General features: G+C 67.0%; 17 protein-coding genes and 1 pseudogene. 11 read left to right on the top strand and 7 right to left on the bottom strand.

Features of this window, described 5'->3' with window-relative positions:
- Positions 1-116 precede the first annotated feature (116 nt).
- Positions 117-1,088, bottom strand: coding sequence for a quinone oxidoreductase family protein (locus tag M0R88_RS16105; RefSeq protein ID WP_248654442.1), 972 nt, complete (start codon positions 1,086-1,088; stop codon positions 117-119).
- Positions 1,089-1,190: 102 nt separating this feature from the next.
- Here M0R88_RS16105 and M0R88_RS16100 point away from each other — a divergent pair, with 102 nt between their 5' ends.
- Positions 1,191-1,529: a hypothetical protein gene (locus tag M0R88_RS16100; protein WP_248654441.1), complete on the top strand. Its 339-nt coding sequence runs from the start codon at positions 1,191-1,193 to the stop codon at positions 1,527-1,529.
- Here the strand turns inward: M0R88_RS16100 and M0R88_RS16095 are convergent.
- Together M0R88_RS16095 and M0R88_RS16090 are read right to left on the bottom strand one after the other, a co-directional pair.
- Positions 1,499-1,996 carry a VOC family protein gene (locus tag M0R88_RS16095; protein ID WP_248654440.1) on the bottom strand — a complete coding sequence of 166 codons (498 nt, stop codon included), beginning with the start codon at positions 1,994-1,996 and terminating at the stop codon, positions 1,499-1,501. The two genes, M0R88_RS16100 and M0R88_RS16095, sit on opposite strands and share 31 nt — an antisense overlap.
- A gap of 186 nt (positions 1,997-2,182) precedes the next feature.
- Positions 2,183-3,187 (bottom strand): TIGR04024 family LLM class F420-dependent oxidoreductase, encoded by a 1,005-nt coding sequence (locus tag M0R88_RS16090; protein ID WP_248654439.1) that lies wholly within the window; start codon positions 3,185-3,187, stop codon positions 2,183-2,185.
- A 211-nt stretch (positions 3,188-3,398) separates the two neighbouring features.
- On the opposite strand from M0R88_RS16090, the pseudogene M0R88_RS18785 reads away from it, so the two are divergent.
- The 5 genes and pseudogenes from M0R88_RS18785 to M0R88_RS16070 form a co-directional block, all read left to right on the top strand.
- Positions 3,399-3,491: pseudogene (locus M0R88_RS18785) on the top strand (twin-arginine translocation signal domain-containing protein); the annotation flags it as partial.
- Positions 3,492-3,536: 45 nt separating this feature from the next.
- Complete coding sequence (locus M0R88_RS16085; protein WP_248654438.1) at positions 3,537-3,797, top strand: hypothetical protein; 261 nt, start codon at positions 3,537-3,539, stop codon at positions 3,795-3,797.
- 102 nt (positions 3,798-3,899) lie between these two features.
- Positions 3,900-4,610, top strand: a complete 711-nt coding sequence (locus M0R88_RS16080) for a S24/S26 family peptidase (RefSeq protein WP_248654437.1) — start codon at positions 3,900-3,902, stop codon at positions 4,608-4,610.
- 115 nt (positions 4,611-4,725) lie between these two features.
- Positions 4,726-5,865, top strand: coding sequence for a putative sulfate/molybdate transporter (locus tag M0R88_RS16075; protein WP_248654436.1), 1,140 nt, complete (start codon positions 4,726-4,728; stop codon positions 5,863-5,865).
- Between the two features lie 83 nt (positions 5,866-5,948).
- Complete coding sequence (locus M0R88_RS16070; protein ID WP_248654435.1) at positions 5,949-7,160, top strand: alpha-hydroxy-acid oxidizing protein; 1,212 nt, start codon at positions 5,949-5,951, stop codon at positions 7,158-7,160.
- Between the two features lie 20 nt (positions 7,161-7,180).
- On the opposite strand, the gene M0R88_RS18845 is transcribed toward M0R88_RS16070, so the two are convergent.
- Both M0R88_RS18845 and M0R88_RS16065 read right to left on the bottom strand, forming a co-directional pair.
- The gene (locus M0R88_RS18845) at positions 7,181-7,441 is read right to left on the bottom strand and encodes a transcriptional regulator FilR1 domain-containing protein (protein ID WP_438267212.1); all 261 of its coding nucleotides are present in this window, start codon (positions 7,439-7,441) and stop codon (positions 7,181-7,183) included.
- Positions 7,442-7,446: 5 nt separating this feature from the next.
- Positions 7,447-7,962, bottom strand: a complete 516-nt coding sequence (locus tag M0R88_RS16065) for a hypothetical protein (RefSeq protein ID WP_248654434.1) — start codon at positions 7,960-7,962, stop codon at positions 7,447-7,449.
- A gap of 143 nt (positions 7,963-8,105) precedes the next feature.
- Here M0R88_RS16065 and M0R88_RS16060 point away from each other — a divergent pair, with 143 nt between their 5' ends.
- From M0R88_RS16060 to M0R88_RS16050, 3 genes are all read left to right on the top strand, one after another.
- On the top strand, positions 8,106-8,483 hold the full coding sequence (locus M0R88_RS16060) for a hypothetical protein (RefSeq protein ID WP_248654433.1): 378 nt from the start codon (positions 8,106-8,108) through the stop codon (positions 8,481-8,483).
- A 151-nt stretch (positions 8,484-8,634) separates the two neighbouring features.
- On the top strand, positions 8,635-9,528 hold the full coding sequence (locus tag M0R88_RS16055) for a DUF8231 family protein (RefSeq protein ID WP_248654432.1): 894 nt from the start codon (positions 8,635-8,637) through the stop codon (positions 9,526-9,528).
- A 61-nt stretch (positions 9,529-9,589) separates the two neighbouring features.
- On the top strand, positions 9,590-11,029 hold the full coding sequence (locus M0R88_RS16050; protein ID WP_248654431.1) for a cryptochrome/photolyase family protein: 1,440 nt from the start codon (positions 9,590-9,592) through the stop codon (positions 11,027-11,029).
- Positions 11,030-11,056: 27 nt separating this feature from the next.
- On the opposite strand, the gene M0R88_RS16045 is transcribed toward M0R88_RS16050, so the two are convergent.
- Positions 11,057-11,539, bottom strand: coding sequence for a peroxiredoxin family protein (locus tag M0R88_RS16045; protein ID WP_248654430.1), 483 nt, complete (start codon positions 11,537-11,539; stop codon positions 11,057-11,059).
- 118 nt (positions 11,540-11,657) lie between these two features.
- Positions 11,658-11,888 (bottom strand): hypothetical protein, encoded by a 231-nt coding sequence (locus M0R88_RS16040; RefSeq protein WP_248654429.1) that lies wholly within the window; start codon positions 11,886-11,888, stop codon positions 11,658-11,660.
- A gap of 183 nt (positions 11,889-12,071) precedes the next feature.
- Here M0R88_RS16040 and M0R88_RS16035 point away from each other — a divergent pair, with 183 nt between their 5' ends.
- Both M0R88_RS16035 and sod read left to right on the top strand, forming a co-directional pair.
- A complete protein-coding gene (locus tag M0R88_RS16035; RefSeq protein ID WP_248654428.1) occupies positions 12,072-12,704 on the top strand; it encodes a superoxide dismutase in 633 nt (210 codons plus the stop codon).
- Positions 12,705-12,980: 276 nt separating this feature from the next.
- A complete protein-coding gene (gene sod / locus M0R88_RS16030) occupies positions 12,981-13,592 on the top strand; it encodes a superoxide dismutase [Mn] (RefSeq protein WP_248654427.1) in 612 nt (203 codons plus the stop codon).

Raw genomic sequence — 13,592 nt, 5'->3', positions numbered from 1 at the left:
CGTCTCGTGACCGGTCGTCGGCGCGTCCAGTCGTCGATGCGTCCGGGGCACGTACCGGCGAGTCGGGCGGGAGTTGCGAAGGGGGTTCGGAATGGGAGGTGAGGCGTGGTTCCGGGTCAGGGGTTCAGGACGACCTTCCCGGTCGTCTCGCGGTTCTCGATTGCCTCGTGGGCCGCGGCGGCGTCTTCGAGCGGGAACCGCTCGCCGACTACGACCTCCAACTCGCCCGCCGCGAGCAACTGCTGGAGTTCGGGCACTGCCTCGAGCACGCGCTGTGGGTCCCGCTGGAGCGCGTTCCCGAGGTGGAACCCCTCGACGGACTTGTTCTCGAAGAGGAGCCGCGTCGTCTCGACCTCGCCGGGTTCGCCGCTAGCCGCGCCGTAGGCGACGACGCGCCCGAAGTGCGAGAGGGCGTCGAGGCTCCGGGCGAACGTCTCGCCGCCCACGCCGTCCAGTACGAGGTCCACGCCCTCGCCGTCGGTTTCCGCGTCCACGACATCGCGGAAGTCCTCCTCCTCGTAGTTGATGGGGTGGTCACAGCCCAACCGTTCGGCGAGTCGGAGTTTCTCGTCGGTGCTGGCGGTGCCGAACACCTCCGCGCCCGCCGCGCTGGCCAACTGGACCGCCGCAGTTCCGACCCCGCCCGCCGCGGCGTGGACGAGGACGCGTTCGCCCTCCTCCAACTCGCCCCATTCGTGGAGGACCGCGTGGGCGGTCATGAACTGGACCGGGAAGCCCGCCGCCTCGTCGAACGACATCTCTTCGGGCATCGCGAAAAGTGACTGTGCGTCGGCGAGGACGTACTCGGCGTACGCGTTCTGGCCCGTCATGGCGACGACGCGCTCGCCCTCGTCGCGCTCGACGCCGTCGCCCACCGCGTCGATAGTTCCGGCGGCCTCCATTCCGGGCACGTACGTCGGTTCCGGACCGCCGACGTAGTGGCCGCGGCGTTGCATGATGTCCGCGAAGTTGATGCCCGCGGCCTCGACCGCGATTCGGACCTCGCCCTCGCCGGGTTCCGGTTTCTCCGCGTCGGTGACTTCCAGTGCGTCGCTTCCGCCGAACTCCGTGACTTCGACTCGCTTCATGGACGTCGCTTCGACCCGCGGCCGGATAAACTCTCATGCCGTGGTCAGTTCTTCCGGGTCTCGGGAGAAACAGTTTTGAGCTGTTGGCGAGGTTACGATTCCATGAACGGTCTCAAAGCGATGCTCATGGGCATCGCACTCATCTGCTTCAGCGGCTTCTTCCTCGTCGGACAGGCGCTCGGTATCGTCTCCGAGAGCATTCTGACGTGGGGCATGATTTTCGGGCTTCTGCTCTGCTTTCTCGGTCTGCTGGCGAGCGACGATTCCCGAGACGACGGCGGGCGACGCCGGGCGGCGAACGCCGGGACGGCCGGACGCCGAATGGCGGGACTCACGGAGGAACCGACCGAAGCCGAGACGACCGGTGACGCCGCCGACGAGAGCGACGACGACACCCCCGACCCGGACCGCTACTCCGCCAATCGCTTCCCGCCGATGTAGAGTCGGTCGGGGTCGGGCCGTTCGTCGGCGAACGACTCGCGGTACTCCATCAGTTGCCAGAGGACGCCCGTGGGATTGCGCGGCGAGACGAACGCCTCGCGCCACTCGTCGTAGTCGGTCCGGTCCACGACCCGAACGCCCTCGGCTTCCAGCGCCGCGATTGCGGCGTCCATCTCGGCGACTTCGAGCGTGACGTGGTGCATCCCCGGCCCGTTCTCGTCGAGGAACTCGGTCAGGAACGAGTCTTCGCCCTCGATGGGTTCGACGAGTTCGATTCGGGAGGCGTCGCCCAGCAGGTAGTAGGCCCACCGGAACGCGCCGGTCGGGTCCTCCTCGTGGACCAACTTCTCCGCGCCGAGGAGTTCGAGGAGTGGTTCGGCGTCGTCTACGGAGTGGACGGCGATGCCGACGTGGTCCACGCGGATTTCTGGCAGTTCGGGGTCGGTCGAGTCGGAATCGTCGGTCATCGGTCCCGAGTGCGGGTCCGACCCGAATAGGTCTTGGGTGCGAACGAGAGTCGTCGCGTGGAGACGACGGAGTGGACGAGACGGCGGTTCCCGAAGTCCCCGTCCACGGCGGCCGGTCGGTTGGCGTGCTACTGTCGGCCGGTCGGTCGAGCGCGTCCCGGTGGACCGTTCCACCGAGCGCGTCGCTCAGTTCTCGGGAGCCAGCGCGTCGATGGTCGCCTCCAGCTCGTCCTGTTCGGCACCGCGGGGGAACGACACCGCCACGCGGTCCACGCCCTCGATGTTCTCGAACTTACGGACCTGCTCGCGGGCCCGCTCGGGGGTCCCGACCGCGCCGAGGTCGTCCAGCAGGTCGTCGCCGATGGCCTCGATTGCACCCTCTTGGTCACCGTTGCCCCACGCGGTCGCGACCGCCTCGGCGGTGTCCTCGTAGCCCTGCCGCGAGAGGGCTTCCCGGTAGAAGGTGCCCATCGCGCCGACGTAGAACGCGAGGTGCTGGCGCGCGAGTCGGCGGGCGCGCTCGCCGTCCTCGGAGACCGCGCAGGTCGTCGAGAGCGTGACTCGAACGTCGTCGGGGTCGCGGTCGCCCAACTCCGCACCTCTGCGGAGGTCTTCGAGGCGGTCCCGAATCCCGTCGGGCGTGAGCATCAGGGCGTGCCAGCCGTCGGCGAAGCGTCCGGCGAGTTCGACCGACTTCGGTCCCATCCCGGCCGCGTCGATGGACACCGGTTCCTCGGGCGGGTCGCTCCGCAGTCGGAACCCGCCGACGGTGAAGACGTCCCCGGAGTAGTTGACCGTCTCGCCCGAGAGGACCTGCCGGACGATTTCGACGTACTCGCGGGTCCGACGGAGCGGTCGCTCGAAGCTCTGGCCGTGCCACCCTTCGATGACCGCGGGACCGGAGGGACCGATGCCGAGACGCAGACGCCCGTCCGAGAGTTCCTGCAACGACGCGGCGGTCTGGCCGACGAGCGCGGGCGACCGCGAGTAAACGTTCAGAATCGAGGGACCGATGCCGATGTCGTCGGTGCGCTCGGCGATGGCCGAGAGGACGGTCGCGGCGTCCCGGCCCCACGTCTCGGGGAGCCACGCGCGGCGGTAGCCGCGTTCTTCGGCCAGTTGTGCGAGCGAGACGATGTCGGCGATGCTCGGTCGCGCGGCGACCGGCAGGTGGATGGTGCGCGCTGTCATGGGCGAGACGACGGAAGCGTCCCCCATAGTTCCCCCGTCAACCGTCGAGGCGAGAAACGCCGTTTATCCGAGGATTCGTTTCCCGACTCCGAGCGCCGCTTCTTCCGCCCAGTTAGATAAATACCACTAAAGATAAGGAGAAAATATACGCGCCAGTCGCAATCGTGCGGTGATTCTACCGATCGGTAGGGAAATCACGCTAAACCTCTAACTGATTTTTGGGTTCGTAATAAGTAGAGAAAACCCGTCCAGCCGACGACAGTTCCTGAAGAGCGCAGGTCTCGTCACCGCGGGTCTCGCCGCGACGGTTCCGGCGAGCGCGCGGCAGGTAGACGAATCGTCCGGAGACGTGACCACCCAACTCCACGAGGGCCAGCGCGTCACCGACGGTACCGACGACGGCATGGTCGCGGTGTTCAACACGCCCGACGCCGACGGCTTCGACCAGATGGTGGACGGCGGGGCCAATCCGCCGTACGGAACCACCCAGTCCGACGAGGTGTACGACTCGGAGTCCGGCGAGTACTTCATCGAAGTCACGTGGGACGCCAGCGGGGTGACCGGTTGGTCGCCGCGGCCCGGTCTGGCCCCGGTCAACGTCGTGATGTAGCGACCGACGACTCCACTTTTTTGGGCGTTCGGCCGACCAACTGCCTCGCCTCGCGCGGACTCAGCAGAAGATTGATACGACTGCCGGGAGACCGCCGACTCGATGAGCGACGACACGCCGCCGGATCCGTCTTCCGACGCCTCCCGCGAGTCTCCCGACCCGTCACTCGCTTCCTCCCCCGACTCGTCTCCCGAGGGAATCCGCGAGTGGCTGACGTGGCTCCGCCGCACCGACCACGGCGCGGTCGTTTTCGCCCGCGAGGTAGCGAGCAGCGCGCTCATGGTCGCGGTCGTCGGTCTCGTCCTGTTCGGAGCGAGCGGCGTCTGGCCGCCGATGGTCGCCGTCGAGAGCGGAAGCATGGAACCCCACATGGAGCGCGGGGACCTCGTGTTCCTGATGGACGAAGGTCGCCTCGCGCCGGCGTACGCGACCGGCGAGACCGGCGTCGTCACCTACCGCGTCGGGAAGGAGCGGGGCTTCCGGAAGTCGGGGAGCTACGGCGACGTCATCGTCTATCGACCCGACGGGAGGGAGGAAACGACGCCCATCATCCACCGCGCCAGATTCTGGGTGAACGACTCGGAGAACTGGTATCGGAAGGCGAATCCGAAGTACCTCGCGGGCGACAACTGCGCCGAGGTCACGCACTGCCCGGCCCCGAACGCGGGGTTCGTCACGCTGGGCGACAACAACGAACTCTACGACCAGGCCGTCGGGCGCAGTCGCCCGGTCCGGCCCTCGTGGGTCCGCGGCACCGCCGAGCTGACGATTCCGGAACTCGGCCACGTCCGCCTCGCCGTCTCCGGGAACTGACCCAACCGAAGTTCTGAGCGCCCGGTAAGTAACCACTTTCGGTTACATGGTGCGTCGTCGTCCGCGCTTTCAGTTTCTCAGTAAATCTAAGTCGGTTACGCCCGACGTGCCGACGATGGAGTTCTCGACCGCCGCGCTCCGGGACCGGACGCTCGCCGTCGAGTGGGGCGACGCGACCGGCGCGGTCGGCGACTCGGTGACGGTCCTGCCGGTCGTGGTCGCCGTCTCGGCGCTGACGGAGCTACGGCTCCCCGTTCTACTGCTCTGGTTCGGCGCGTTTCAGGTGGTCTGGGGGCTCCGCTACGGCGCGCCGGTCTCCGTGGAACCGATGAAGGCGCTCGCCGCGCTGGTCATCGCGGGGTCGCTGTCGGTGCCGGAGTTGGCGGTCGCCGGCACGCTCGCGGGCGCGGTCCTCCTCGGTCTCGGGTCGGTCGGCGCGCTCGGTGCGCTCGCCGACCGCATCGACCTCGCGGTGATTCGGGGCGTCCAGTTGGCGGTGGCGCTCGTCCTCGCGCGGACCGGTCTCGAACTCGGCGCTGGCGCACCGACGACGGCCCTCGCGGCCGCGGCCGTGGGCGGTGCGGTGGTCGCGCTCGGCTACCGACGCGCGGCCGCGCTGTCCGTCCTCGCGGTCGGTCTCGGTCTCGCGGCGGCCGAGACCGGCGCGCCGAGCGTAGCGGTCCCGGCGTTCGAGACGCTTCCGAAAAGCGGCGTCGCGGTCGCCGCCGGAGCGGCGACCGGCGACGCCTTCGCGCTCACCGGCGACGCGCTCGCGGCGACCGGCGCGCAACTGGCGATGACGGTGGGAAACGCCGCGGTCGCGACCTCGCTCCTGCTCGGGGACCTGTTCGACGCCGAGGTCTCGCCCGACGAACTGGCGACGAGCATGGGCGCGATGAACCTGCTGGCGGTTCCGCTCGGCGCGCTCCCGATGTGCCACGGGAGCGGCGGCGTCGCGGGCAAGCACGCCTTCGGCGCGCGGACCGCCGGCGCGAACCTGATTCTGGGCGGCCTCTACGTCGTCGCGGCGCTCGGCGCGGCCGAGTTGGTCGCGGCGTTCCCGATGTCCGCGCTCGGGGTCGTCCTCGCGCTCGTCGCCGTCGAGTTGGGGAAAGCCAGCCTCGACACCGACTCGCTCGCGCTGACCGCGGGCGTCGGCGTGCTGGGCGTGGCGACGAACGTCGGCGCGGCGTTCGTCGCCGGCGTCGCGGCGTCGGCGGTGCTGGCGCGCGTCCGCGGGGCGGAGACGGAGTAGTCGGCAGCAGACGAATCTACGGGGTAGAAACGCCGACGACTGGCACGTCAACTTATAACACCCCGCCGGACGACGGACCGCGCATGGACGACCCTTCGGAAGCCTACGGCCCGAATCGCCAGCGCGAGGTGTACGCCGGCGGGATGCTCGCCGACCAGCGCCCAGAGATGCCCGTCTCGCCCGACGAGTTGGAGGAAGCCGCGATGGCGGCCCTCTCCGAGGAGGCCCGCGCCTACGTCGTCGGGAGCGCGGGCGGCGAGGACACCGCCGACCGGAACCGTGAGGCGTTCCGGCGGTGGCGCATCGTGCCGCGGATGTTGCGGGACGTGGCCGAGCGCGACCTCTCGGTCGAGGTCTGCGGGCGAGGGTTAGCGGTGCCGGTCCTACTCGCGCCCGTCGGCGTCCAGTCCATCATCCACGAGGGCGGCGAACTCGCCAGCGCGCGGGCCGCCGAATCGCTCGGCGTGCCCTTCGTTTCCAGTTCCGCGGCGTCGGCGACGATGGAGGAGGTCGCGGAGGAACTCGGCGACTCGCCGGGGTGGTTCCAACTCTACCCGAACGCGGACCCCGACGTGACCGAGAGCTTCGTCCGGCGGGCCGAGGACGCGGGCTACGAGGCCATCGTGATAACGCTCGACACGCCGACGATGGGGTGGCGCGAGCGCGACGTGGCCAACGCCTACCTCCCCTTCCTCGACGGCGAGGGCGTGGCGAACTACCTCTCGGACCCCGCGTTCCGCGACACGCTCGACGCGCCGCCGGAGGAGGACGAGCAGTCCGCCCTCTGGCGGTTCGTCGAGCAGTTCGGCGACCTCTCGATGGACTGGGAGACCGTCGAGCGCGTGCGGAACGCCACCGACCTGCCCGTGGTTCTGAAGGGCATCCTCCACTCCGAGGACGCCCGCGAGGCGGTCCGCAGGGACGTGGACGGCGTGGTCGTCTCGAACCACGGCGGGCGACAGGTGGACGGCGCGATTTCGGCCGTCGAGGCGCTACCGGGCGTCGTGGAGGCGGTGGAAGACGAGCGCGCGCCGGGCGCTGACGACGACGAGTTCGCGGTGCTGTTCGACAGCGGGATTCGCCGCGGCGCTGACGCCATCAAGGCGCTGGCGCTCGGCGCTGACGCGGTGCTGTTGGGCCGACCCTACGTCTACGGACTGGCGATAGACGGCGAGGACGGCGTCCGCGAAGTCGTCCGGAACTTCCTCGCGGACTTCGACCTGACGATGGCGTTGAGCGGCCGGGACGCGGCGGCCGAACTCGACTCGTCGGTACTCACGCGACCCGGCGAGTGAGAACCGGTCGAGGAGCTCCGTTACTCGGAAATCCGCGATAGGTCTCGCGACCGTCGTCGGTACCGTTCGTACGTCCGTTCGGCCCAGTCGAGTGCGAGTCGATGACGAGCGGTCAGCAAGGCGGTGACGCCGTCGTCGCTCTGCAACAGCACGGCTACCCGTGACCGGTTGTTCCGGCGGACCAGCAACAGGGCGAACGGTATCTCGGCCGAAGCCTCGCGGACTGAGACGTCCCGTTGGGCGACTATCTCCGCTAACTGCTCCCGGTAGGACGACACCAGACGCTCTACGCAGGGCGACGTGAGGACGAACGTCGCGGACAGGTCGTCGTCACCGCTTCGTGGTAGAAGCGAACCGATTGGTCGAGGAGCAACGGCGACATGATTTCGAGGGCGTCCGCGCCGCGGACGCAGTCGCAGAGACGGCGAAGCGGTGCGTCGGGTTCGCTCCGCGTCGGTCTGACGACGGTCGCGTCTCGGAACAACGCCGTCGAGAACTCATCGGTGTTGTTTCCCGACCGGAGCGCGTCCTCGCAGTCGATGATGCCGTCAAACTCCCGTCGCGTCTGGACGAGTTCGCGGTACGCGAGTCGTCCGAGTGCCGTCGCGCCGTACCCCGCCGCGGTCCGTTCGACCGCGCCGACCGATTCCAACTCTCGTATCGTTCGGTCTACCGTCGAGCACGCCGACTCTGTTCCGTCTATCAGTTCCGACTTCGACTTCGGGTCGCCGAGGAGATACCGGAGGTAGCGTCGCCGCTTGAACAGCGTGAGGAGGACGTCGTCTGTCAGCGTCGGGACCATGCGATAACATAATTTGTTAATAATAATTAATTCTTCCTATATAGGAAGAATAAAGAAATTAGTACGGTAACTCGACTTCGGATAGATTTATCCTCTCGATTAGTAGAAATATAACCGGCGGCAATGGACGGGTATCCGAACCCATGAGCGACGAGAACAAAAGCACTCGACGACGACTCCTTCGTACCGTCGGTATCGCTACGGCCGGACTCGCCGCGACCGTTCCCGCGAGCGCCGAGAAAGTCGCCACCTCCGACGGACCGACCGTCTCCCCCGACTTCTACGACGGCCAGCGGGTCACGGACGGCAACGACGACGGGTACGTCTCCATCTACAACCAACCCGACACGGACACGTTCGACCAGACCTACGACGGAGGCGTCAACCCCCCGTACGGAAACGCCCTCGGCAGTGCAGTGGAAGACCCCGATTCCGGCGTCGACTTCGTCGAAGTGGACTGGGACGGCGGTCCCACCGGTTGGAGTCCCACGAACGGGGTCCCTCCGGTAAACACCTACTGAGCGAGAGACTAGTTCGCTTTTATTTTTCCAGTAAAGTACGTCGTTTATCAGATAGTTCTGCATCGAAGCCGCCGAAGAGCTTCGTATCATAATTCATTACCGATAGAGGGTTTAGCAACTGTTTTATGGTACGAATAGAAACCTAAATCGTATGCAAAAGCGCACTACTGCGCTGTACGTGGCGTTCTTTTTCCTCGTAGCGACGGCAGCGTTCACGGTTCTTACGGTCACAGAGCAACCGACCGCGTCCGTCGAGAACCCCGAGTACGAACTCTCGGCGGGCGAGAACTTCACGGTCGATGGGCGAACCTACAACGTCAGCGACCTGTCCGCCCAGATGTCCGAGGGGAGCGTCGTCCGCTCGGCGTCGGCGACGTGGGTGAACGAGTCGGCGCGCTACACCGCGACGTGGGCGAACAACTCGACGGTCACGTACCGGAACGACACGTACCGCGTCCTGATACCCAACGTCTCGAACCCCTCCGAGGCGACGCTCCGGGAGGTCCGACCGCTCGGGAACAACACCACGACGATTCAGCAGGGCGGCCAGAGCTACGTCGTCGTCAACGAGAGCGACGGTAATCGCTCGCTCGTCCCGGTCTCGGAGTACAAGCGCCAGCAGTTCGGCGAAGCCCAGACCCGACGGCTGACCGTCGGTAGCACGTTCCAGTACGCGAACAACAGCACGTCAGTCGAAAACATCACCGCGAGCGCGGTGAAACTGGCGTGGGACGCACCCCGGACGAACACCCTCGAGTTCGGGAAGACCACGGCGATGCGGACCACGCTCATCCGCAGCGGGACCCCGACGAAGATGGCGTTCCCGGCCGGCGGGAACAACGTGACGCTGAACGGGCAGACGTACACGACTCACTACCCCGACAACAGTACGCTCGTCCTCTCCAACCAGGCCGCGGAGTACCACGCGCAACTCGACACCGTGCGCCACAAGCACGAACGCTTCGCCGGTCTCTGGGGCGTCCTCATCCTCAGCGTCCTCGCCGCGTTCACGATGATCGCGCTGGCGTTCCTGCCGAACAAGTAACGCCGTCGTCTACTCCCCTCGAACCCTTCGTTTGACGGTCCGTCGGTCCGACGGTCCGCGTATGAACGTTCACTGGCACCGACGGGACCTCCGCGCGTCGGACAACCGCGCGCTCGCCGAGGCCGCTCGCGGCGACGGGTCGGTCCTCCCGGTGTTCGTCTTCGACCCGGAGATTCTCGCGCACGCCTCGCCGCCCCGCGTGGCCGTCATGCTCGACGCGCTCGAATCGCTCCGCGCCGACTACCGGGAACTGGGCGGGGACCTGCTGGTCGTCCGCGGCGACCCCCGCGAGGAGGTGCCCCGAATCGCCGAGTCGTACGACGCCGACGCGGTGTACTGGAACCGCGACTACTCCGGACTGGCCCGCGAACGGGATAACGAGGTCCGCCTCGCGCTGGACGACGCCGGCGTCTCGCGGGCGGCCTACCACGACGCGCTCCACCACGAACCGGGGTCGATTCGGACGAACAAGGGCGAACACTACTCCGTCTACACCTACTTCTGGAAGAAGTGGCGCGACCGGGAGAAAGACGCTCCGTACGACGCGCCCGAGGAGGGCGAGATAGCGACCCCCGCCGATGCCCCGGACCTGCCCGGTACGACCGCTCTCCCGTCCCTCGCGGACCTCGGCTTCGACGAGCCGGAGGCGGACGTGCCGCCGGCCGGAACCGGGGTCGCGCGCGGCCGCCTCGCCGACTTCCGCGAGGAGGCCATCTTCCGGTACGCCGAGGACCGCGACTACCCCGCGAGAGACGCGACCTCGCGGCTCTCTCCCCACCTCAAGTGGGGCACTATCGGGATTCGAGAGGTCTGGTGGGCGACCGAGGAAGCGATGGACCGCGCCGACGGCGACCCCGACGAGGAGGGGACCGAGGCCGCCTCCGTCCGGGAGTTCCAGAGTCAGCTCGCGTGGCGGGAGTTCTACGCCCACGTCCTCTCGGCGCGGCCCGACGTGGTGACTCGCAACTACAAGTCCTACGAGAACGACATCGACTGGCGCGAGGACGAGGAGGCCCTGCGAGCGTGGAGGCAGGGGAAGACCGGCTACCCCATCGTGGACGCCGCGATGCGGCAACTCCGCGAGGAGGCCTACATGCACAACCGCCTCCGGATGGTCGTCGCCTCCTTCCTCACGAAGGACCTCCTGCTCGACTGGCGCGAGGGGTACGACTGGTTCCGCGAGAAACTGGCGGACCACGACACCGGAAACGACACCGGCGGGTGGCAGTGGGCCGCCTCGACCGGCACCGACGCTCAGCCGTACTTCCGCGTCTTCAACCCGATGACACAGGGCGAGCGCTACGACCCGGACTGCGAGTTCGTCGAGGAGTACGTGCCGGAACTCGAAGCCGCCTCCCCCGACGATATTCACGGCTGGCACGAACTGAGCGACGCCGAGCGCGAGCGCATCGCGCCCGACTACCCCGCGCCCATCGTGGACCACTCCGAGCGCCGCGAGGAAGCGATAGCGATGTTCGAGGCCGCCCGCGGCGACGACTGAAGTCCTCGCCCCGGACGGAAGCGGTCGCTACTCGTCCAAGGGGTCCTCGAAGTCGTTGCGGAGGAAGTACCGAATCCAGTTGCCGTAGGTGCGGTCGGTCAAATCGTCGGCGACCTGCTCGTATCGGACGACGCCGTCGGTGTCCACGACGTAGGTTCCGGCGATACCGGTCAGACCGTGGCTGGTCTGCTCGGTGCCGCTGTACTGCTCGGCGACCTCGCCGTCCGGGTCCGCGAGCAGTTGGAAGTCGTAGTCGAAGCGGTCGCGCATCTCGACCAGTTTGGGGACCTCGCTGGTTACGACGGGTAGAACGTCCACGCCCTCGTTGAAGTGGAGGTCCTCGTAGACCCTGCTGAAGGTCGCCAACTGCTCGGCGCAGAAGCTACACCAGTGACCGCGGTTTACCAAGACTATCGTCGGGCCGGATTCGAGCGTCTCTTCGAGCGATACTTCGCCGCCGGACGTGCTTTCGAGGCTGAACTCGGGTGCCTCCGAACCTTCGAGCGTCACGGTTCGTCCGTGGTGGCCTACGTCAAAGCCGGTTGTGGCGGCGGCCGAACTGACCGCGGTCTCGGTCGCCGAGGATTTCGGCATGTCGGCGCGCTCACGCCCGACGATGTCAGCGCGTTCACTCGCCCGAAGACAAGACGAGTCGAAGCCCGACCGAGGCGAAGACGACGGCGGCTTTGAGCAAGAGGAGAGCGACGAGGACGGACGCGACTACCGAGAGGGCGGACTCGACGCGGTGCCACGCCGGCCCGCCAGCGACGGCGACGAACGAGAGACCGAGCAGGCAAACCACGAGCATCGTCAAACCGGCGCGGACCGCGGCGCGACGGTTTCGGAGGATGCCGTTCATGGGAGACGGTTCGCCACCGGCCGTAAAAGTTGTTGCGTAGTTTACGTCTCGTCGGAGCGACCCCACGCGAGCTCCGTCCCCGAACTCCGGCGCGCCTGTCCGTGAGCCTGCATATCGCCGATTCGACCACTGGCTTAACACTTAACCGCGTGGCCGTTGGCCCGGACGACGGGGGAGAGACTAATGGCTACTTACGAACTACCGGAACTGCCGTACGACTACGACGCGCTCGAACCGGCCATCGACCAGCGCATCATGGAACTTCACCACGACAAGCACCACCAGGGCTACGTAGACGGCGCGAACGCCGCCCTCGACAAACTGGAGGAGATGCGCGGGAGCGGCGACTTCGGCGACGTGCGCTCTGTCAAGCGGAGCCTCGCGTTCAACCTCTCGGGCCACGTCAACCACACCGTCTTCTGGAGCAACATGCACCCCGACGGCGGCGGCGAGCCCGAGGGCGAACTCTCCGACGCGTTCGACGACCACTTCGGCGGCTACGACCAGTTCAAGCAGGACTTCTCGGCGGCCGCGAAGGGCGTCGAAGGCTCCGGGTGGGGCATGCTCGTCTACGACCACATCGCCGACAAGCCCATCGTCGCGGCCGCGGAGAACCACCAGAACCAGCACCCGCAGGGCGCGACGCCGCTGCTCGTCTGTGACGTCTGGGAACACGCCTACTATCTCCAGTACGAGAACAACCGCGGCGAGTACGTGGACAACTTCTGGGACGTCGTGAACTGGGACGACGTGGAGGAACGCTTCCAGCAGGCGAAGCAGGCCGACACGATTCCGAAGCACACCGGCTCCCACTGAGCCGAACAAGTCGGTAGCGACGAGCCTGTCGGCCGCACCTGGTCGTTCGACTACGCCGGGTCGGTCGGACGCCTAGATTGCTCGGATGCGACGGACAGCGGGTCGGTTCGAGACCTACATATAATTTTATTTACTGTAACTCGGTTCAGGACGGGGGAGAGAAACGGCGCCGAGAGCGCTCGAGAAGCTGAAACAGCTCGAACCGAGGGGCGTGTTACCAATCGACTTCTCAAAGTTTAAGACCGAAAAGCGACTATATAGGGTCGAGGTTCAATTATGTCCGAGCGATCCAACCCCGAACTACCACCGCTTCCGTACGACTACGACGCGCTCGAGCCGCACATCAGTGAACAGGTGCTCACCTGGCACCACGACACCCACCATCAGGGCTACGTCAACGGGCTCGACAGCGCCGAGGAGACGCTGGCCGAGAACCGCGAGAGCGGGGACTACGGCGGCACCGCGGGCGCGCTCGGCGACGTGACCCACAACGGCTCGGGTCACTACCTGCACACGCTGTTCTGGGAGAACATGGACCCGAACGGCGGCGGCGAACCCGAGGGCGACCTGCTCGACCGCATCGAGGAGGACTTCGGTTCCTACGAGGGCTGGAAGGGCGAGTTCGAGGCCGCAGCGAGCGCCGCCGGTGGCTGGGCGCTGCTGGTCTACGACCCGGTCGCCAAGCAGCTCCGTAACATCGCCGTCGACAAGCACGACCAGGGCGCGCTCTGGGGCGCACACCCCATCCTCGCCCTCGACGTGTGGGAGCACTCGTACTACTACGACTACGGTCCGGACCGCGGCGACTTCGTGGAGAACTTCTTCGAGGTCGTCGACTGGGATCACGTCGCCGACCAGTACGAGAAGACCGTGGGCAACCACGAGTAA

The sequence above is a fragment of the Halorussus gelatinilyticus genome (assembly GCF_023238445.1).
Lineage (GTDB): Archaea > Halobacteriota > Halobacteria > Halobacteriales > Haladaptataceae > Halorussus > Halorussus gelatinilyticus.
Note: the sequence above shows the minus strand (reverse complement) of the source record. Positions and strands in the feature narration are given on the sequence as shown.